The organism is Bacillus sp. NPDC094077 (assembly GCF_050279465.1).
Classification (GTDB): Bacteria; Bacillota; Bacilli; order Bacillales; family Bacillaceae_G; genus Bacillus_A.
Genome location: NZ_JBNNUF010000015.1, coordinates 35,619 through 58,177, shown reverse-complemented (window position 1 = coordinate 58,177; position 22,559 = coordinate 35,619). Strand labels below are relative to the sequence as shown.

13 protein-coding genes and 1 pseudogene are annotated in these 22,559 nt (G+C 32.4%); 10 read left to right on the top strand and 4 right to left on the bottom strand.

All coding sequences use genetic code 11. From position 1 onward, the window contains the following. Positions 1-515 precede the first annotated feature (515 nt). Positions 516-2,222, top strand: a complete 1,707-nt coding sequence (locus ACQKNR_RS24750) for a helix-turn-helix domain-containing protein (RefSeq protein WP_427321504.1) — start codon at positions 516-518, stop codon at positions 2,220-2,222. Positions 2,223-2,464: 242 nt separating this feature from the next. Beyond that, positions 2,465-2,623: a hypothetical protein gene (locus ACQKNR_RS24745; RefSeq protein WP_427321502.1), complete on the top strand. Its 159-nt coding sequence runs from the start codon at positions 2,465-2,467 to the stop codon at positions 2,621-2,623. A 184-nt stretch (positions 2,624-2,807) separates the two neighbouring features. Here ACQKNR_RS24745 and ACQKNR_RS24740 read toward each other — a convergent pair whose 3' ends face one another. The 3 genes from ACQKNR_RS24740 to ACQKNR_RS24730 form a co-directional block, all read right to left on the bottom strand. Continuing rightward, positions 2,808-4,073, bottom strand: a complete 1,266-nt coding sequence (locus ACQKNR_RS24740; RefSeq protein WP_427321500.1) for a serine hydrolase domain-containing protein — start codon at positions 4,071-4,073, stop codon at positions 2,808-2,810. 455 nt (positions 4,074-4,528) lie between these two features. After that, a complete protein-coding gene (locus ACQKNR_RS24735; RefSeq protein ID WP_427321498.1) occupies positions 4,529-7,606 on the bottom strand; it encodes a type IV secretory system conjugative DNA transfer family protein in 3,078 nt (1,025 codons plus the stop codon). Further along, positions 7,578-9,128 (bottom strand): replication-relaxation family protein, encoded by a 1,551-nt coding sequence (locus ACQKNR_RS24730; RefSeq protein WP_427321496.1) that lies wholly within the window; start codon positions 9,126-9,128, stop codon positions 7,578-7,580. The genes ACQKNR_RS24735 and ACQKNR_RS24730 overlap by 29 nt, the downstream gene beginning before the upstream one ends. 538 nt (positions 9,129-9,666) lie before the next feature. Between ACQKNR_RS24730 and ACQKNR_RS24725 the strand changes: the two genes are divergently transcribed. The 3 genes from ACQKNR_RS24725 to ACQKNR_RS24715 all read left to right on the top strand — a co-directional run bounded on the left by ACQKNR_RS24725 (position 9,667) and on the right by ACQKNR_RS24715 (position 12,812). After that, positions 9,667-10,353 carry a hypothetical protein gene (locus ACQKNR_RS24725; protein WP_427321494.1) on the top strand — a complete coding sequence of 229 codons (687 nt, stop codon included), beginning with the start codon at positions 9,667-9,669 and terminating at the stop codon, positions 10,351-10,353. Positions 10,354-10,929: 576 nt separating this feature from the next. Next, on the top strand, positions 10,930-11,364 hold the full coding sequence (locus tag ACQKNR_RS24720) for a hypothetical protein (RefSeq protein ID WP_001006721.1): 435 nt from the start codon (positions 10,930-10,932) through the stop codon (positions 11,362-11,364). Further along, positions 11,364-12,812, top strand: a complete 1,449-nt coding sequence (locus tag ACQKNR_RS24715) for a cell division protein FtsZ (protein WP_427321492.1) — start codon at positions 11,364-11,366, stop codon at positions 12,810-12,812. Before ACQKNR_RS24720 ends, ACQKNR_RS24715 begins: the two co-directional genes overlap by 1 nt. 25 nt (positions 12,813-12,837) lie before the next feature. Here the strand turns inward: ACQKNR_RS24715 and ACQKNR_RS24710 are convergent, their stop codons facing one another. Then, on the bottom strand, positions 12,838-13,587 hold the full coding sequence (locus tag ACQKNR_RS24710; protein ID WP_427321490.1) for a MerR family transcriptional regulator: 750 nt from the start codon (positions 13,585-13,587) through the stop codon (positions 12,838-12,840). 2,990 nt (positions 13,588-16,577) lie between these two features. Here ACQKNR_RS24710 and ACQKNR_RS24705 point away from each other — a divergent pair. The 5 genes and pseudogenes from ACQKNR_RS24705 to ACQKNR_RS24685 all read left to right on the top strand — a co-directional run. Next, positions 16,578-17,891 carry a DNA primase gene (locus ACQKNR_RS24705; RefSeq protein WP_427321489.1) on the top strand — a complete coding sequence of 438 codons (1,314 nt, stop codon included), beginning with the start codon at positions 16,578-16,580 and terminating at the stop codon, positions 17,889-17,891. A gap of 453 nt (positions 17,892-18,344) precedes the next feature. Next, entirely contained in the window at positions 18,345-18,575 is a 231-nt protein-coding gene (locus tag ACQKNR_RS24700; protein ID WP_427321487.1) for a hypothetical protein, read from the top strand. Between the two features lie 22 nt (positions 18,576-18,597). After that, positions 18,598-19,569 carry a sigma-70 family RNA polymerase sigma factor gene (locus ACQKNR_RS24695; RefSeq protein ID WP_427321485.1) on the top strand — a complete coding sequence of 324 codons (972 nt, stop codon included), beginning with the start codon at positions 18,598-18,600 and terminating at the stop codon, positions 19,567-19,569. Between the two features lie 407 nt (positions 19,570-19,976). After that, positions 19,977-21,596 carry a hypothetical protein gene (locus ACQKNR_RS24690; protein WP_427321483.1) on the top strand — a complete coding sequence of 540 codons (1,620 nt, stop codon included), beginning with the start codon at positions 19,977-19,979 and terminating at the stop codon, positions 21,594-21,596. Positions 21,597-21,616: 20 nt separating this feature from the next. Then, positions 21,617-22,559 (top strand): annotated as a pseudogene (locus tag ACQKNR_RS24685) (adhesin); the annotation flags it as partial.

Here is a 22,559-nt window from a genome sequence, read left to right as displayed (position 1 = left end):
TAAGTTATAGCCACAATAAGGCTGTATGATTTCAAGTAAGGAAGTTATAGCCACAATAAGGCTGTATGATTTCAAGTAAGGAAGTTATAGCCACAATAAGGCTGTATGATTTCAAGTAAGGAAGTTATAGCCACAATAAGGTTGTATGATTTCAAGTAAGGAAGTTATAGCCACAATAAGGCTGTATGATTTCAAGTAAGGAAGTTATAGCCATAATAAGGCAGTAACATAATGTAGCAAGAAAATCAGCGTAAATAGCTAATTTACTTTTAAAAATTGAAACTGTATTGTAAAGTAGTAATTTTACAAATAGAAACAGTTTTATATAATAAAGACAAGCACAGAAGAAATTAAATGATTCCATAATTAAATTGTATAAGAAATCTGATACTCGTACGGATTATTCTGATAACATTTCAACTTCAAGGCTATGTAGCCATCATATAGCTATGACGTTTCACACTTATAAAATTTAAATTATATTTGTAATTAACTTTGTTAGGAGGTATTTAAATATGGAGAAAGTATTAGTATTGTTCAGTGATGCCCTCCTACTTGCTGCTCCAATTTATAAAGAAAACAAGCAGTTATGGGCCAAATGGAATAAATATTATAAAGAAGTACAAGAGAATCACGATAAATTAGTAACATCAGCTAATATGTCCCCTTCCTTTTCAACACTTGTTTCTTGGTTAGGTCAGAAGCAAGAGCACGGAATATCGGTGTTGAACATTTATGCCAATCTGGATAAATATAAAATTGAGATTCAAAATGTACTAGATAAGATCATTGAACAAGAATTCGGAGAAAAAGTTGAGGCAGTTGAACCAACTCAAATTTCTATTTTTGAAGATAGCCAGGTAAAAGAACACATAGAAGATATATCGGATGATTACTATCCTGTAACTAATGACGCAATGTATTATCAATTACGTGATGGAATAGCAAAAAATCATTTTGAGGAAGATGAAGCAGTAGCAAAACCGGTATTGCCATTAGAAACGAAAAATTCAAGTGGAGTTGCACAACTATCTTCACATAAGGATGAGGATTTGAGACTAGTTAACACAAACGAAGCAGAAAGATGGTCTATATTGGTTGATGGAGTAATTAGTAATATGGATGACCTTACAGCAGATTGTTTGGATACCATTACAATCCAGTGGTTAAATCAAGCTAAATCTCCAGACGAATTCATAGATTTTAGTTATGAAAACGTATTGGAATTGTGCAATATGCCAAAAGCATCTGCAAATGGTGTAGAGTATTATCGCGCAGAAGATAAGATAAAAATAGCACAACGTATTGCAGCGTTGGCTAGTATCTTTATTTATTTGAATGATGATAATGAAGTTGTAGTACTGAACGATCAAGCAGAAACTGGGGAACAATTCGAAGTAAAACGTGAAGTAATCAAAAGGCTATTCGTACTTGATTCTGTAGTGTTATGGAGAGATAAGAATACTAATGAATATATGGGGATAGAATCCTGTAAGATTAAACCAGGTAGTTTCTTATCAGGCTATTTGTATGGTTCTAATAGCACAACTGCTTTATTATCGAAAAAAGCACTAGAGTATAATAGCTATAGACACAAGTTTCATAAACGTTTAATACGATATTTATCATGGCAGTGGAGAATCCGCCAGCAATACAGTACTTTAAAAAGACCATACTCCATTGGTGGAGAAAAAGGTTTACTATCTGTAATGGGTATCAAAACTACGAATGGACGTCCACATCGAATTCGAGAACAACTAGAAAATGTTTTAATTGACTTAGAAAAAGAAAATGTCATTTCACATTGGGCATATGCAGAAGAATTGGATGAAACAAAGATAGGAGAACGCAATTGGTTTAAGAATTACTTTGAAAAGTTGGGAATCATTATTTTACCTCCAAAAGAATTGATGAATAATATAGATAGTATGGTGAAGAAAAAGACAATAGATACGCAAGAGAAGCAAGAGAAGCAAGAGGAGCGTTATATTGCAGATACAGTAAAACAACCTACTGTTGGATCAGAGGATATGATTCGAGAGAAAATTATGCATCAGCATATGCATCAAAATAAAACGATGCGTGAGATAGCAGATGAAATAGGCTTATCCCCTGCTACGTTATCAAGATTCTGTAATAAAAAAATGAAGCGTATTTCAAAAAGCGTTAATGAAAAATTGAACAAGTGGTATGAAAGACAAATGATTATAGAGTCTATGTAAAAAGAAGCAGATACCTTTACAGAGGTACCTGCTTCTTTTTAGTTCGTTCATTTTCTACATGTATTGCACCATAATTGCACTCGACTTAGGAATAATTTCTATTTACTATTCCTAAAAACAGAAATCACTTATTTAATTTTCCCTCCTTTACTATACATGAAATTCGTTCAACTACTCGGGGTATACCGAGTGTACATTTGTACAAAATAACATTGTTAAACGTTAAATTAAGGAGGGTTTGTATGCAACATCATAAACAAGCTATAGAGAAGTCTGGTTCTATTATGAAACCAAATTTTGCAGAAACCGATGCGCAAAAAGTGAAACAAGAAATTCAAAATGATGTAAGAGAAGGACAAGGAGCAATGACTTCTCGAGAAGCGGGCGCAATGCGAGATTAAGAAACCACTCCTTACTGAGTTTTAATTTTCTTCTTTAAAATTTTATTCAGTAAGGAGTTATTCCGTAATTTGGCCCGATTGCTGAAAAACGTTCGGCACATCTATGCTTTCTGGATAAAAGAGAAACAATCCAATTTTGCGTACGTTTTTCCATCACTTCATGGTGTCTGCCTAAAACCCTAGATTATGGGGTTTTTCTTTCATATCCGAAAAATGACATTTTGCCGCTTTCGTTCTCAACAATACTGTATGGATAGATCTGGTCAGAATATCTACGAACAAATCCTCCTTCACCTACGGGATAAATCTCAATATGAAGATTGCCAGAGAATCTCGTAAAATACAACTTGCCATTAAGGAGTTTCACTTCAATCTTATCTTTCAAGTATGTACCGCAATACTTTTTTAGCTTCCTTTCGCTGATAGGAAGCTCTTTATGTTTTGTCGGAGCAACTACATCAACATGATGCAGAATATCTGAAATTGCATTGCCCATTCTATACTGATATATAGCTTCATTATTGGAAAGAATGATAATACAAATATCTTCATCGAAAAAATCCTGCATATAAGTACTGACACCAAGGTGATCTCCTCCGTGGGAATATCTGTCTGTGCCGTAAACATAATGATGTTCCAGTCCATAGCAGTAATTATTTGGGTTCTCGTTAAAAAACCTAGTATAGACCTCCTTGGATAGGATTTTCCGATCCCGTAAACAGGTATACCATTTGTACAAATCATCGCAATTTGAAATTATGGCTCCTGCACCGATGCTAAACTTCTCGTTAAAATAAGGGCATTTGATGGTTGCATCAAAATCATTTACATAATTACTTGATCTGTTTTTTATTGTTTTACAACCGTCATCAACATCGCTGTTCATCATATTCAAAGGCAGGAATATGTGGTTTCTCAGATAATCTTCATATTTTTCTCCTGAAACATTTTCAATGATCCATGCAAGCAAATTATAGTTCGAGTTATTGTAATCATATACCGTTCCCGGTGGTTTTGTAGGCTTTTTATTAATATAACTCTGAAAGAAATGGTTTCGTGAATAATCCATTCTGTTGTATCCCGCAAAAAAATCATTTTCGAAGTTTGTGAAATTATATAAACCAGAAGTATGCGATAATAAATGATGGACAGTGATTGATTCGTCAATTTTCATATTGGTGGGGAGGTATAATTGTGCAGGTTTATCAATGTCCAGCATTTTTTTTTCATGAAGGAGCATAATAGCAAAAGCCGTAAACTGTTTTGACATGGAAGCAATGGAGAAGCACGAGTTGGTATCATTTTTCACCCCAAACTCGATACTTGCATAGCCATATGCGTTTTCAAAAAGCACCTCGCCTTTTTTGGTCACTTGAATAACTCCGTAAAAGTCCCACAATTCTAGATATTTGTTAATATAAGCTTCTAGTTTTAATCGTATTTCTTGCATCAAATCACACTCCATACAAAATATATATAATTTATACTGTGTTTCCCGTTAGCGATGTCCAAGACTCTGGGAAGTTAACACCTATGCTCACGCCATACAGTTGCTTTTGCTGAAAATATTGGAATTAAAGAAACTCCATTTGGTTAACCTATAAAAATTCTTGATAAACAGTCTTAAATCCTTCTATTATTCAACAATCTGTCCCTTTAGATAAACAGATCCAAAGGGACAAAACATATCGTCTTTTTTATAAACACCGTGACTTTATTTAAAAGCGACATTAAAAATATTCTTCAAATCCTGGAAGCATAAGTTTGCCACAAACAAAAAGAACCATAAGCTTGCCGAAACGGCAAACTTATGGTTCTTATCATAATCCCACTGACGTTAGTCAGCTTGTGGCTTTAGCCGTGGGAGTGTAAACAGTAGAAATAATTCGTTATATACATAGCATATCAATCCTGATCAATGTCTCCTTCGATATATTGACTAAGTTTATCCTTAATTGCCGCACTTTCTGGAGTTAATTCTGCCACTCTTCGATTGAGAAGGCGAGAGCCCCCTTCCATTTCATCTAAAGGTATTGTATTTTCATCATCTTGAGAAACGGTAGCGGCCATTTGTTGTTGTAACCATTGCATTGTTAAGTTAGAAGTTGTATTTTTACCATTGATTTCTGCAGTTCGTTGAATTTCCTGTTCCTGCTGATTATGGGTGACAGTAGATGTATGAGCAGGCTCTCTATACTGTGGTGTATGCTTTGTCTTTGGCACTTCAATTGGAGTTTCAGTAATAACTGGTGCTTTGTCGTTAAAATCAATAGGCTCTCTATGTGTTCTTGCTACTGTTACATCCTCTTTTTGAGTATTCACCACTTCATTAATAGTTACATGATCTGATGTATTGTTACCAGGAATTGATTTTGTAGTGTCCTCTTTTTCGAGTTTTGGAGCAGATTTTTTTGAGTTATCTTGCACAAGTTGATTATTTGTTAATTCAACTTCATTGTCAGTTTCATCCTCGTTACTATAATGATCGTAAGTATCAGGATTTAACGTCTGTAACCAACCTTCAATTGCAGTAGGAGCAGTTGTAGGTGTACTCAATTCCTTAATTACATTTTCTTCACTATCAACATCTGTATCTGTGACATAATCATCATATTTAATTTCTGCATTCAATGATTCTTCGCGAATTTTCAACCAATAAGCAGCTGCTTCTGCATCAACTTGAATCTTAGCTGTTTTAAACTCAGTGGCAGGAACAAAGTTTGCGTTTACCTGTATTCCACCTTGTGGGGCGTTATCTTTTACAATTTTAGCAGCACACTGGAAAGCTTTTTGAATCAATATATCATTTTCAGATAGAATGGGTACTTCTGTTTTCGAATAAGAGTAGGATGTTCTACGTGTGCTTTGTGTTTTCGTTTCAGCTGTTACCATATCAATTTCTTGATCGCCTTCTCGTGCTTCATATATTGTTTTCGTACCCATTAGCTTACTAAACAATTTAGCGTCTTCATTAGTAACATCACCATAAACTAGTTTGTTACGAAATGTCCCTAACAGGATATCCATAAATCTTGGACCATGTTCAATTGCTAATTGGCTAATAGTTTGTGCAATAACAATTAACGGTGCTTTATATTTACGTGATTGAGCAGGAAAACTTTTAAATGCTTTATAAATGTAATCAGCAAACTCATCGACCAAAACCGGATGGTAAGGAGATACGTTAGGTTTACGGCGGAAAACGGCATTCTGCACGGCGTATAAACATAATTTACCGAATACATCAGATAGGTCAGAAAGTTCCCCTTTTGCTGTATTGATTAAAAGGATTCCACCAAATTCCAAATGCTTTTCAAAGTCAAAATCCGATGGACCACATAATACACGTCGGAGCAGAGGTTGAGCAGAAATATCATTTAATGTGTTTCGTAAACCACGAACGAAGGTTTCTTGTTTATCAATAATCTTTGGCTGCCCATAGTATTTCCCTTCAGTATGATAAACTACTTCCCCTCCCCCACGACCGCCAGAAATTTCAGGCACATAATTTAAATCAAACCATTCATCAACTTGCTTCATTATGCGCCAATGATTTCGCTCATCTCTATCAGGTATAGATTCAATATCATTTGGAAGTCGTTCTTTTAACTTGAGATGCATCTCAAAAACGAGATTAGCATCATTATACATATCAATTAAATGTTCAAATCTAGCTTCAAATTTTGAATCATGGAGTTTTAACAAATAAATATGTTGTTTAAGATGGGAACGCTCAGATTGAACGAAGAAAGGATTTCCTGCTCCATTATCAGAGAGCCCCGTTAATACTGAACATAACATCTCAGCAACCTTATCAACTGGACCACGTACAAAATTTATTGAAGGGGTATCAGGATTTGTTGGATCTAAATAGAAAATAACACTTTCGGGAATCTTGTGTGCCAATACCAATTTATATACCTTTTCGCAGAAGTCATTAGATGGCTCGATAACTGTAAGACCATTTACCTGGGTTCCTTTTACATCCTCTGAATGATAATCTTTTCTTGTATATAAGGTTTTAAAGTTATTAATCATTGAAGCCATATAGTCAAGAATTTGATTAGCAATTGGTAAACCTAATGCAGCTGATTTACCTGTACCAATGTTACCGATGATCATTATATTAAGTGTTAAAGACTTGCCTTGTATTACTGCCATTTCCCGTGTAGCACTGTTAGGACCGAGAAAAATATCGGGTTCTGGCAATTTTGATGGATTTTTTTCAGTGAAAAATCTGTGTAATGAAGTAGCAAGTTTTCGTTGACGATCATCATTCAAAAAGGAAAGCATCCAGCCAGGTATTTTAAACACGTATTCCCATTTTCCGAATTCATCTAAAAGCTCTTTTTTATGTTCATAAAATATCTTGAAGAGCCATAAGAGTACGAGAATAATAATAATTACAGGTATAGCGAATACAAGGTGCATGATATTGCTAAAATTTGAAAGTATAGTATCTTCTAGTCCTTTGTCATTTAGTGAAACTTCTCCAGCTTTCGAATTTAAAAATGGAATAAATATCTTAGCTAATGGAACACTAAACGCCCATAAGTACTGGGCAACTATACCGATTAACATCATCGAGAAAATAAACCATCTACGTTTTATCTCCTGATAAGTCTTGACCTTAGTTGATAGCTGCCAAGTATAAATTAAAATCCAAAAGCTAAAAAAGGTTTCAATGTAATAATTAGTCTCGAACGGATTACCGAAGATACTTAAGGTAGGTAATGAAGCTCCCATTTGAATTGACCAGAAAGAAGCGTATTTATATATTCCTCTGAAGGCAAAATACCAAGCTAGCAGCAATAGTAAAGTCACAACATAGTAAGATGAGCGAGCTGCTAAACGGTATTTCCAGCTTTTTGTAATATCGATTGTTACTGTATAGGAATTTTTCTTCTTCTTTCCCGCTTTTGGATTCTCCCCATTACCTGGTGTTGTATTGAGTTCAGCATTCTTTTGAACTGCATTCTCCAAATTCTTGTTTCACCCTCTCTTTTAACGAATAAAAAGCAGCGGTGAAATTAAGCAATTCAGCAGAAGTAGCCAATAAAATATTCTCTGGTGCTATGGAATTGTGATACAAGTCAGTAAAAATGGCCTGCTGCCCACGCTCTAATTCGTCCGCTTCATATATCCCCAATATTTTAATTGGGTTTAGTGTTCGGTGTTGATTTTGCATGGCCAACAATCCTGATAATTGTTGTAATTTAAAGTGTGTGTTAACCTCCCCTACCTTAAGTATTGTTAATATACAAACTATTTCTAAGTAATCTAAAGATTTTTTTTCTTCATCAAATGATTTTTTTCGTAATACCAAAATGTCATCTGTTAGCTCAAGTAGTTTAGAATGCTGAATCCCTTTCGCTTGAATTTCGTTTTTATTAGATATCCACTCTACCGAATAAGGGAAAGAAGAATTTATGTTTAAACGTTCAGTGACTTTTTTGAGCAGATGACTTCTGTTTAAACTATTAATTTCTCGAATTTCTTGAAGAATATTATTTACTACAAGTGAAGAACCACCCATATTGCATACGTAAACATTTAGGTTGTTTACCACACTTAAACGTGGAATATTACCAAAAGCTTTTTTTAAATTGGTGACACGTGTGGTCCGTTTTTTGTAAGTAGAAATGGTATGGTAGGAGTCATCAATAACAGAAAATAACACGTAATATTGCTTAGATGGGTTAGCAGCAGCGATATCGAGATATTTTTTTAATTTATTTTCTAAAAACGGAATGTTTTCCGATCCTGTATCCACTTCAATATTGATAATAGAATTGTTACAAGTAATAACCCAATCAGGAATTATTAATGGGTTTCCCTTTGAGTCAGGATAAAATTCTTTAGATGGACGAAATGAATATACAAGTTGAGGTAGATCTAGTAGGAAAAAAACGGGTTGAAGTTCTGGCTGAAACACTTCACGGTATTCTTCATCTTCATATAAATAGTAGACATCTTTTGAATTGGAATACATCAGGTTGGGCAACTGTAAGTTTTGCTTTACAATTGGGCTTAGCGGAAAGAGATAATCTCCATTACCGCCTACAATTGCACCGGCATGTTCATTGTTTGATTCTGCTTCAAGTAAATTTAAAACAAATTGCGTGATTGCTATATTGTGTTCATATTGCCTTTTAGTAACAAATGAGGTACTACAATCAGAAATCAATTTTAATCGATATAATATTTCAGCTCCTTTCAAAGAGATAGAAACAAAGTCCAGTGTAAAGCCCCGCTTTTTTCTCACACTTATATTTTCCTTTTTTATTAATCTCATTTTTGCCCACTTAGTTAACTTTGATGAAAATGTAGTTCGACTTATAGGTTCCCCACTTATCAATTCATAAAATTTACGTAACTGAATTTGGGATACTGTTCGCTGTTCATATAAAAATAAAACTGTAAAAATATCAGAACGATTAAAATAAACTCCACGATCATTTTCCCCAACGATATATTTAACAGCATGATTAAATGATTTTTTCAATTTTAAACACTCCCCTGATATGGAAATAAAATACGAGAACTTGCATAACATCGACTACAATTGTCATGAAATGGACCAAGAATTATTGGATGAATAAACTATTTGAGAACGTAAAAATGATTTAAAAATATTTTAACTGAAATTTACAATAAAGTAACTCATTATCCACCAAAGACTCTGGATTTAAAAACCAGTAATCCTTCGTCAGGTATGCGTTATAAAATTCAAATGTAATAAGGGTTTATTTACTATTAGAGTTCGTCATATATCCTTCGACATAAATAAAAAGACATGTGACGAAATCAAAAGATAAAAATAAAGTTCGTCATATGAATTACGTCATATCTGTTGTATAGTACCCAAAATACATAAAATACACAGTGAATATATTTTTGCATGGATGAAATTAAATATTGAAATGAATGCTTTAAAATTTTTTAGATGTAACTGTTTGTCAGGAGGAAAAATCACATCATAAAAGAAATAAGTAAATAATTATAATAAAGTAAATGAAAATTTTGTATATTTCGTATTTTGCATGTTACAATCTGATTTAAGGGGTGAAAAAATGCGGAATTGGAACACAGAATATGGGTTAATAAAAAAGATTATACAAAGTGAATTTGAAACAGACTTTCTTTATAACAAGGTAACTAACACATTAAATAACGAATATGAGATAATTCCATTACAGTTTGCTGCTCTAGATCCTTATAAAATCTACAATACTTCACAAGTTAGTAGAATATTGAGACTAAAACCTAATAAATTAAGGTATTTAATTAACAGATACGGTGAATACATCCAATTAATAAAAAAAGGAACTAAATATATTATTTCGTTTAAAGCTGTATACAAGATTTATTTAGTACATCTATGTTTAACAAAGAAATTAATTAGTTTATCTGAGTTTAATCGCCTTATGACTTTACATGTGAGTTATAGTGATTATATTGATATGAAATTGACAAGTTATACTGAAAAATTTGTAGAACTTAATTTCAAAGAAAACCAAATGAATGAAAATGAATCACAATTTTATGTGTTATATCTGCAAATCTCAGAAATAACTACGGAATTAATAAAAGAAATAACGAAATATAACATGACATTGACATCCCCTTTCCTTTCTGTAGACAACCAACAGAAAAATGAGTTATTAAAAAAGAAGCGGGGCCATAAAGATCTGTTTAATAAACTAAGTGTTTTATATAAAACTATATAGTTAAAAGAGTAATACTTATGAAGTATTACTCTTTTTTATAGGGTTATATACACGTCTTATTTATAAGTCTTTTATATAAGTCCTATAAATAGGGCGTGTAATAATTCGTGGTAATATTCTATTGACATGAAATTAATATAAAAGCATATAAAACCTTTAATAATAGGCGTTTTTCTATACATCGTATATATAGTTCGTATATACAAGACGTATAGATATAATGACCATGATAATAGTACGTTATTTTAGGAGTATTATATATTGGAATTATAATTCTAGACAAAAATATACATAAATACTGTACTCATATTTATTTTTTAATAGTTATTGTTAGTTATATAAAACCTGATATTAACATGTTTTGTACACTGCTTATATGAACGACTTTCATGTACGTCTTATATATTTGACATTGATATATAGGACATTGTTTCAATTTTACATTTTGTAAATATTATATACGTCTTGCATATAACAACTTAATATAAGGCTTATATATAATGACTTGATATACGTCTTACAATGATGTAATATATTTTTAGGAATAATTAACCAACGTTTTAAGGGGGGGACAACTTGAACGAGGTATTAAGTGAAAAATATAAACAAAACAAATTCACTGAAGAAGTTGTGGAAATGTTTGCAGACATTATTGAAGGAGACGAAATACTCTACAATGTATTTCATTACATAGGATCTCAAGTTAACAAACAATACCAAGAGACAAAGTATATGAGAGGAATCTCAATAAATGAAATAGTAGAAAGTGTTGTTATTGATAGGAGAGTAAAGAAACCTAAGGGTAAATCCTATTCATTAGAACTTGAAAGAACTAACATTTCAAGAAGATCGGCAGAAGGTAGTGTTGCTACTTTAGCTTCAATGTCATTAATAACAGAAAAAATTATGCATCCGTATAAGTTCTTAATTTCAACTATTAGGGGACAACAAGTATTAGTTGAATTAGGGAAACGTAAAAAAAGTAATGAGAATAAGGGAGAGATAAAATAATGGCAAAAAACTTTCTAAAAAACGAAGTAGCTGTGAAAATGACTATGGTTGGTTTTGGTCAAGCTGGAACTAGAATGGTAGATAAGTTTGCTGAGTATAAGCATGCAGACGGTACAGCAGTTTATAATTGCCTAGCATTAAATAGTAATGATGGGGATTTAGCTGAACTGAAAAATGTGCCGAAAAGTAACCAAGTTTCACTAAAATTAGGTGGTTTAGGTAAGAATCCTGAGCGTGCTGTAAAGGTTTTAGAATCAAATGAAGAAGCTAAAGAGAAACTAAAAGAATTTATAACGGAACGTGTTAGACCGACTGATGAATTAGTACTATTTTTTGCAGGTTTAGGCGGTGGTACAGGTACATCTACAATTATTCAAGCAATTGAAGAATTCTCTGCTTTTCATAATAAACCTGTAATTGCTGAAGAACTTAAAAGTATGGCAATGAAAATTCCTAGAGAAGAATTAATCAAAAATCAACAAAAGTATGCAAGAATTGCTTTCAATAATGCAATTGAGCGTAAAGATTTCATTAAAATGGGTATTGTAGTTACACTTCCAGTTAGAGCAGATGGGCCTGATGTACTAAGACAGGTGAATAAATTTTCACAAGAAATTTGGAAGTTAGCTAATGATCCAGCGAAAGGCGTTGCATTTGTTGTATTTGCAGATAACCAACATTTCTATGATGAGTTTAAGGGATTAAACGAGAATGAGAAAAAAGGCATTGGAAACTCACGAGACTATGCAAATCAGCGTATTGGAGATATTATTCATGAGTTAAACACAGCTGCAAATGGTTCAGGAACATCAGTAATTCTAGATTCTCAGGACTTTAAACGAATTTTACTAGAAAGAACAGGCTGTTTAGTCATTAATAAGGTTTCACGTAATATGAATCAAATTGAAAACAGTAAAGAAATTGTAGATATGTTCTCAGAATCATTGAAAGGAAGCTCATTCCATCACCCTATTGACCTGATGAAGACAAATGAAAATGGAGATTTAGAGGCATCGAAGGTACATCATTTTGGTATGTTAGCAATTTTAGATGAACAGAAGAACATTGATGATTCATTTATGGATGATGCAAAAGTGGAAGTGACAAATAAACTACCAATCAATGGAACTGTTTTTAATGGTTATTTAGTGAGTAAAAATGACTTTATGGGCAGCGTGTATACTTTCTATAAGACAGATGCACTACCATCACGTTTATCTAAAGGATTAGTTGAAGAATATAATGAATTTAAAGAAAAACAAAGTCAAATTCAATATACAAAGTCTCAAATTAATACTATTGAAGCGCAAGACTCGGATGATGATTTCAATATTAACTTTGGTGATTACTTTGAATTAGAACCAGTTAAAGATGAAGAACCACAAGCGCAAAATGATGAAGAATTAGCAGCATTTATGGATCCAGATAAGATGTTTGGAACAAAATAAAAAATAAGCCTGGAATTTTCCAGGCTTATTTTTCTGTTTTCATTACACTTTTCATGTATTCAATCATATTCTCATCAATATAATTTTCTATGAAAAGTTGTTTTCTCGCAAGATCTTCCTCTTTTTTAAACCAGCCAACTTTTTTAATACGAGTTTCTTCTGGTTGTGCACTCCACTCTCTTTCAGCTTGTTTTCTTAACTCTGTACGCGCTCTATGTTGAATTATCATATTATCTAGTCTTTCTTGTCTTTGGCGCTCTTTTAACATTTCAGGGTCTTCTGGTTCAGGTAGCACTGCACGTATAGCATCTTCAAACTTTCCTTGATACTCTAATTCAATGTTTTGTAAATGCATTTGAATCTTTTGCTCTACTATTTTTTCAATAGTCGCTGCAGCTTCCTGCATGTTTAATTGGGGTGAGACTTCACTGGTTTGATTTTCTGGAGAAACTGGTCTTAGTTCAAATTGATGCGGTAAAAGCTCAATAATTGCATCTAGCGACCACTTTTCATCCCTCTTTAGCTTGATAAATAAAGCTATGTCTAAATCCAGTGTGTTATATAACTTTTCATTTGTATTATTGGTTCTTAATGTTCCGTGTAACCCCTTTTCCTCTAGGATATTGAACCAATTGTATACAGTGTTATGATGTCGGCCTACTAGTTTTGAAAACTCTGTTATTCGCCAAGCTTTTTCAAACGTATCTTCATGACTAGAGTTTGTATTATTGGACTCCATATGTTCATTTGTATTTTTGTTATCTTGTTCAATCATCGTTATACCTCCTTGAAATATAATGGCCATAGCAAAATGGAATTAACATATAAAGTGAGATTGACATGTTAAGTGTCTTTCGACGATATAAACCTTAATACCTTTATCGATTGACATCTACATGAAATATGACATTGATATATAAAACACCACTTATTAACATGAAGTTGATAAAAAGGGTTTGGAATTAACTATTGTTAATGTCCTGTTAATAATCCGTTAGTTATTAATGATTATTGTTGCTATGAAATTAACAAATTAGTCTACAATATATTAATGATAAGAAAATATTAGTGATTTGTAAATAAATTATAAGGATATAGCATTAAACTTAAAGACTCAAAAGCTAAAAAGTATGTATAAATGTAAAGCGGAAAGCCCATACTAATAATAAATAAAGGCCCATATTTATTATAATTCATGATACTCGGTAGTAGAAAGCTAAGAACTGTATAGTTAATTGGTTTCAGTAGGTCTTTAGAATGCACGTGAAGGTTATTATAGGCTATTGAAGTACTTTTAATGCGGTTTAATATAAACTCACTTTTTCTTGGGGATATCGCCCTTTACAAGTGATCTCTATATAATCAAAATTGATTCATACAATTGCTACTTTTAAATCGGAAGTAATAAAAAGTGATTGATTGTTTGTGGCTACTATCAAAATACTTTCAAGAATGATATCTTCTCCGGTTTATCCAGTGAATTTTGCTATAGAAAAAAGGCTTTTAATAGATGTAGAATCTAAAACTCTATTTGTATGTATATTCTCAACTTTAGGATCGGTAATTGTTAATGTCATGTCAATATGTATTAATGATAGTCGATATGGCACGATCATTAATTGATAACTAACCCTATTAACATGTCAATATCAGGTTACATATCAATGATAAATAAAGAGAAAACTGTTAATTATTTTGTGTTACTAATAAGAAACTATCAATTGTATGGAGTTCTTTTTAGTTTCTAGCCACAATTAGAGTGCTTTTAGGGTGTTTTCTGTTTTAATTTTTCAATAGAAATCTGTTGTGGTAGATAAATTTATAACTAATGTAGATTTCGAAGACCTGAGATCTGTATCTATGCTTATTTCAACTACTAAATTGTTAATGTCATATCGATATTAAACAAAAATTGTTGATATAACATTAACAATTTAGATAGTATTTCTCTTTATGTATTACTTTTAGACTATATGTCAATGATAAACAAAGGGTGAAAACCATTGAATTGCTGTCGTCATGTATTAATGCGATTAAATTTTAACTATGTTTAGATAGTGTTGAAACATTTTCTAGAATAGATCATCACTAGATTCACTTCGAACAAATCGCTACAGAAGAAAATTTTCACCAATATAGATTTTGAAATCTTGAAAGCTATAAACACTTCTCCTTTTTTGACACCTTATTGTTAATGTTATATCAATATCAATTAGAATAATGTTGATATCAAAAGAAAATAAATGCTTAACATGTCAATCTCAGGTTATATATCAATGATAAATAAAGAGAAAACAGTTGATTTTTGGGGTGTTACTAATAAGAAACTATCAATTGTTTGGAGTTCTTTTTAGTTTCTAACCACGATTATAGTTCTTTTAGAGTATTTTTTTTACTTTTTATTAGAAATCTATTATGGTAGATAAATTTATAACTAATACAGATCTTGGGTCCTCGAGACCTGTATTTATGTGTATTACAACTACATAATTGTTAATGTCATATTAACGTTAAATACAAATTGTTGATATGAGATTAACAATATAGATAGTATTCCTTTCTATGTGTTGTTTTTAGACTATATGTCAATGATAAGTAAAGGGTAAAATGCTGTCATCATTTATTATCCCGATTAAATTTTTAACTATGTTTTGATAGTGTCGAAACATTTTCTAGGATAGATCGTCACTAGATTCACTTCGAGAAAACTACCACAGAAGAAAATTTCAGCCGATATAGATTTTGAAATCCTGAAAGTTATAAACGTTTCTTCTTTATTGATGCCAGATTGTTAATGTTATGTCAATCTTAATCAGAATGATATTGATAACAAAATAAAATAATCACTTAACATGTTAATCTCGGTTAACATGTTAATAACAAATGAGAGATTAAAACCAGTTATCTTTTCATCGGTAACAACATGAGATTGATAGTTTCATGTTGTTTCTTTTTTATATCTTAATAGCATTGATACATTTTCAATGCTAGTTTATTAATTAACATACTTCCGTACAATCCGTTGCAACGGACTAATGTTCAACTAATATAGACCTTGAAGCTTAGATAGGTACAAATATTTTCGATAAGTGTCCGCTTGTCGATGTTATGTTAATGTTAATCGGTGGATACCAGTGATAAAGTTGGTGCGCTTTATTTAACATGTTAATCTCAGTTGATATATCAATGTCAAATGTAGGTGAGATGTATTGATTTTCTGTTGGTATCAACATGAGATTGATAATTATATAACTTTTTTATAGTCCTTGTTCAAAATATAATGTTATGATGCTTATTTACAAGGAATGGATTATGGTCAACAAGAATGCGCTTAATAGCGCAATTAATTGGTTAGTAGAGAGTATACTGTACCAAAAAAAGTAATCAGAAAAACATTAGTGAACGGTTAATAAGGGGATACTTATAGCTTGGTAAATATAGATTGCAAGAATAGTATCTGTTTCCGAAGAAGCTCTCGCCTCAAAAGGTCCAAAAGGGGTTAAGTAGTGAGATGCCCATGTATAATTATAGTGTGGAGTTTAATAATATTAGGAGATTATTTGATTAAATAAAGAATATTATGATTTACCTCTAGATTAAATAAAGAATTTTTAGTATATTCTTATTGTAACTTGTTAATTTTTTTATTTTCTATTGATTACATAAAGCCCTTCGGGTTACGGATTAAATTACACGTTTGTGTGGTATTTAACCTCCGTATTCCAAAGGGCTTTTTTATTTGATTAAGGGAAAAGGAGATATGTGATGTCAATTGAAAAGTTAGCAGCAAGTAGAATATTAAGACCAGTGAGAAGCATGAATAAGGGGAGTAATGAGAGATGGTTTGAATATTATAGAACAACGTGCCCTATATGTGGTAAGCAAGGATGGTGCATGGTTAATGATTCTGAAACCAAAATAATATGTGGACGAATTTCATCAGAAACAGTATTCGGGGAAGCAGGCTATTTACATGTAGTAGCTGAAAATCAAAAAAGGGGATATGACTTTTCTCAAGATCAGATGATTAAGGAACATAGGAAGAAAAATGATTACACCCTTGATATTATTTACACTTTATTCCTAGAATTTTTAGACGTGCGAGAGGAACATATTAAAATGTTAATGGGATCAAAACGTAGGATTACAAGAGAAGTAATAAATGTTAGAAATTACAAAAGTTTTCCTATTAAACCTTGGGATACTACGAAAGAGCTAATAAAAAAAGTAGGGGGGAAAACAAGCTATATTGTTGGAATTCCAGGATTTTATGCAAAAGAAACAAAGGATGGAAGATATTTCACGTTTGCAGGAAGGAGAGATTCTTTATTAATACCGCAGAGAAATATATATAATCAGATATGCGGTTTTCAATGTAGAATTGATAATCCTGAATATATGACAGTTGTAAAAAATCATAAACCAAGCTTTAAGGCAGAAGTTATTGAGCAACCCAATACTATAGAGGTGACTTATAAAATCAATGGGAAGATAGAGTCTATATTTAAAGGTAAAATCGATGTTAAAGAATGGTATGAAATTAATTATGAAGGTGAAAAATTAGGTGAAGTACAATTAAAGTTAGAAAGTAAATATAATTGGATCAGCTCAGGTGGGAAATTCCATGGAACAGGAGCTGGGAACCCATTGCCAATACATGTAGCAGTACCTAGTCGAGAGTTGAAAAGTTTGGAACGTGGAGAACTAATAAAAAAGGATAATGTATGGATTTCAGAAGGGAGTCTAAAGTCTGATATTTCTGCTGAAAACTTAGACGAGCTTCTAACAAATGAGGAAAAAGTAATGTATGGTACCACAGTTGTATCAATACCTGGGGTTAAAGTATGGAGAATATTAATTGAACCATTAAAAAAAATGGGAGTTAAACAGGCGACGTTCGCTTTAGATATGGATATGATTACAAATTCAGATGTTCAGCGGTCGTTATTAGAATGTGCGCAAGCGCTTTATCAAGAAGGGATAAGTATTAATTATGCAAGTTGGGATATTAGTCTTGGAAAGGGGCTAGATGATTTACTGTTAAACGATTATATTCCAGCAATAGAGAAAGTGAGATAAACGCTATTTTCATTGTAATAAGTTAAAAAACATATTAATAAGCGATAGAAATGATTAATTACTTTTTTACGCCATAACTAGAGTGATTGGTTTTTATTTTTTACTCTTTCTAAACGGATGTTTTGTATAGAAGAAAACAAAACAAAACATCCATTATTTTATACGTGTTCTTGATAGTCATCAGGGTTTAAATTGTATATATAAACCTTGATGATTATCAAGATTTATATAAATATAATTAGTTTAATCATAAGGAAATGATGGATATTTTAATATCTCAGTAATTTTTTGAAATTTTTAGAATAATTTATTTTACATTTTGTTATAATCCTATATCATATACATACAGGAGAAATTTGGAAGAGTTTTGAAGGCGAAGTTTCGTATCTATGTAATACCGATAGTAGTTTTTAATTACTAAATAATACTATTCATGTATACGAGGTGAAACAAATGGGGAGACGAGTAAGCGAGAAGAAAACGAAAGAGCAGTTTTTATATGAAAGAAGAAGACAATTAGAAATAATGGAAGGTATTAGTAGCATCTGCAAAGGATGCGATATTTATATAGAATTGCGAAAAACGAAAGCACATAAAGAAGTTGCCAATACATGCGCAAAGAATTGTAAGTTGATTAGTAACGTACAAAAGGAGACAAAGATGTTTTTAGAAACAATTCGTTAAAAATGAGAAGGGAGGAATTGGTATGAATCAATCATATAGCAGCTTGAATCGCGATGAGTCATTAAATAAAACTATAACACAAGGTTCTACTGCAAGAAGTATTAAGCCAATGGCTAATCCAGAAGGAAACGCTTTTGAAATTAAGGAAATTGGGAATTATAAGGTACTATCAAAACAAGAAAGTTTAAAATTATTTCAGCGGTACAAACATGGTGAAAAGGATCTACGTGATTATTTGTTTCATGTGAATGTAGGACTAGTATTATCTATTGCAAGAAAGTACAAAAACAAGCACCCTGATATAGAGTTTGATGATCTGGTTCAAGAAGGTAATGAGGGAATGTTACGGGCAATGGAAGATTTTAATCCGGCTTTAGGTTATTGCTTTTCCACGTACGCTTTTTGGTGGATACAAAAAAGTATGTTGGGAATTATATGTAAAAAAAAGTCTGGGCCGTTTAAAATCCCTAATTATGTGAATCAATTTAATTTAAGATATGTCGAGTTAGAAGATAAATATCTACAAATGTACAACAGAACCCCTTCAGTGGAAGAAGTAGTAAAAGAGTTAAATGTAACTAGCGAAACAGTCATTAAGCACAACGTATATTATAAGCGAGCTACTACTATGACTTTGGATATAGATACAATAAATGAAGATATAGGTATATCAAATCCATTCTATGATGATAATTCAGCAATTCCGTCAACAAATGAGATGGTAATTGAGGACTTAAATTACGAGATATGGTTAATATTTGATGAAGTATTAAACCCAAAGCAAAAGATGGTACTAAATCTATGCTTTGGTCTTCTAGATGGTAAAGTATATTTGCATAAAGAAATTGCAAAAGCACTTATGATAACAACTGAAAGAGTGTCACAAATAAAGGATGAAGCAATTAAAAAATTGAAGAAATGTGACTATAAAGATGAAATTTTTAATCTACTACATGAAAAGTTGAAAGTAATGGATGAACTTAATATGGCGTGAAAATGTATATTTATATTTATCAGAATATACAGTGTAACGAGCGTATTGTATCTTTTTATATTTATTTCACAAATTTTTCCCCTCATGGTCTCATATTATTATAAACTTGTTATTTAGGTTTGTAATAATATGAGACCATGAGTTTTTTTGTATCTAAAAGGTGGAAACAAAGTGATGTATTAAGGGTATAACATGTAATATAAACTCAATAGATGTAAAATAAAAAAGAAGGATAAATGGGTGCTACCTGTTTATCCTTCTTTTTATTTATCATGCTTAAAAAATAATATTATCTTTATTTTTCCTTAGTTTTTCTAAAGAAATAACTCATGATTAATTATGAAGGATAAATAATTTAATTACTCTCATTTATGAGGTACCAATAGAAAGGAGGCCATTGTTGTTATATGCAAAATAATAGAAAAAGAAACGTAATTAAAGAAAGGATTAGACAAGAAAAAGAACGACGAGAACGATTACTAGCAGAGGAAGAAGAACAATATGGGGATTTCCATGAGGATCAAGTAAATGAGCAATTCCAGAAAGAGAATTCAGAACAACTATGGAAACAAAATGAAGAAATTGTAAATTCAAACACCCCAAAAAGTGAAGCTTCAAATAGTAATCCGGCTCTTGATTGGATTACAACAATTCAAAAACAATCAGGCACTTCTGAAAGTGAATTTGAAAAAGAAGAAGTAAGGAAATGTGAAGAAGCGGAAGCAAGAAAACAGGCAGAAACGGAAGCACGACGGAAAGCAGAGGAAGAAGCAAGGAAACAGGCAGAAGAGGAAGCGCGACGGAAAGCAGAGGAAGAAGCAAAGAAACAGGCAGAAGAGGAAGCGCGACGGAAAGCAGAGGAAGAAGCAAGGAAACAGGCAGAAGTGGAAGCGCAACGGAAAGCAGAGGAAGAAGCAAAGAAACAGGCAGAAGTGGAAGCACGTAGAAAAGCAGAGGAAGAAGCAAGGAAACAGGCAGAAGAGGAAGCGCGACGGAAAGCAGAGGAGGAAGCAAGAGAACAGGCGGAAGCAGAAGCACGACGGAAAGCAGAGGAAGAAGCAAGAAAACAGGCGGAAGTGGAAGCGCGACGGAAAGCAGAGGAAGAAGCAAGAAAACAGGCAGAAGCAGAAGCACGACGGAAAGCGGAGGAGGAAGCAAGAAAACAGGCAGAAGCAGAAGGACGTCGTAAGGCAGAGGAGAAAAAACTTGAAGAAGTAAGAAAACGTAGATTAGAGGAAGAGAAGAAAATAGAAGAAGCACAAAAAAGACAAAAAATAGTAGCAGCCAAAAGAGAATCAGAAAGTGAGGAAGTCAATTTAAATAAGGAAACAAATTCGTCAAATGAAATTAAATTTGAACAAGAAGAGAAAATAGATCTTGATAAAAAAGGAATCTTAAATTATATGAAAAAATATAAGTACGCTATTATAGGAGTCGCATCAATTGTTTTATTAGTAGTAGCAGGTTTAGCTTTTAGCGATATGAAGAATTCACAGGCTGCATCTGCAAATAATGTAAATAGTTTAGAAGTTAATGCAAATTTAATAAATGGATTAAGGTTATCTTCAGTTCAAAAATATCAAGATGCTGCCTTGGAGTTTGATAAAGTTGATTATAAAAAACTAGGAAAAGAAGATAAAAAAGCAGTTTTATTTACTTATCTATTAAGCGGTAAAGCACAAAAGGCTATTGACTTAGAGCAAGATTTTGCAGAATCAGTAGTTTCATATTATATAGCTGTAGATAATTTAAAAAAAGTAAAAGAACTTAAAACTAAAAATCCACTAATTAATTTTGAAATTGCAGCATTAGATGACAAACATGAAGAAGTTATTAAATTAAAAGATCGTGTTCCACTAGATGGAAGAAGAGAAGGAATTATTGTTAATAGTTATTTGAAATTAAATAAATCTGAGGAAGCTAAAAAGTTTGCTCAAAAGGTTGGAAATAAAGATTTACTTGAAAAAATTAATAATTCTGCACCTAATAGCTCTGCTACATCTGTAGCGACTATAAGTGCAGGTTAAGCAATGGGGAGGAATTAATTGTGCCTTTAGATTATTCGAAAATTTTTAAGAAAGTTTTACTTGCGACTACTGCGACTACCTTAAGTGTTGGGGTAGTTACAGGCTGCTCGTTGTTTTCGTCAGAAAAAAAGAGTAGCAAAACAGCATCAGTATCTAAAAAGAAAAAAGATAGTGAAAAAGAAAAGAAAAAAGATGAAAAAAAGGATGAAAGTAAGAATGAAACGACTGAAAATTTAAACACCAATGACTTCGATGAAATCGTTGATAATGCAAAACGTAGCTCGGATCAAAATTTAGCCGGAATCATTGAAAATAACAAAACCAAAAAGAAATTTGATGATTTAACTGATTCACTTGCGACCGCAGCTATAAATTCAGATCGAAACTTAGCATCAGTTATTGACGGTGATAAATCAAGTAATCGTTTCTCTGATTTAAATACTTCAATAGCATCAGCAACAAACAATCCTTCTGTTTCGGATAATAAGGATAGTAAGAACTTTGTATTTGGTGGCGATCTAAACATCAATGATGGAGTGGCTACTGCAGATAATTCAATACCACCAATTAATAATGATAAAAAGCCACCATCTTCTGGAGACTCAAGTGGCGGAGAAGTGAAACCACCAACAGGCGGTGATGGTAACGATGGTGGAGGAAATACAAAACCACCAACAGGCGGTGATGGTAACGATGGTGGAGGAAATACAAAACCACCAACAGGCGGCGATGGTAATAATGGTGGAGGAAATACAAAACCACCAACAGGCGGTGGTGGTAACGATGGTGGAGGAGGTACAGAACCACCAACAGGCGGCGACGGTAACGATGGTGGTACAACAAAACCAGAGAAACCTGAAAAAGATACAGAAGCACCAGTACTTACAGCAAAGCAAGGTGTGACCGTATATGTAGGAGATAGCTTAAATGCAGGAGATTTAGTAGAAGTAAAAGATAATAAAG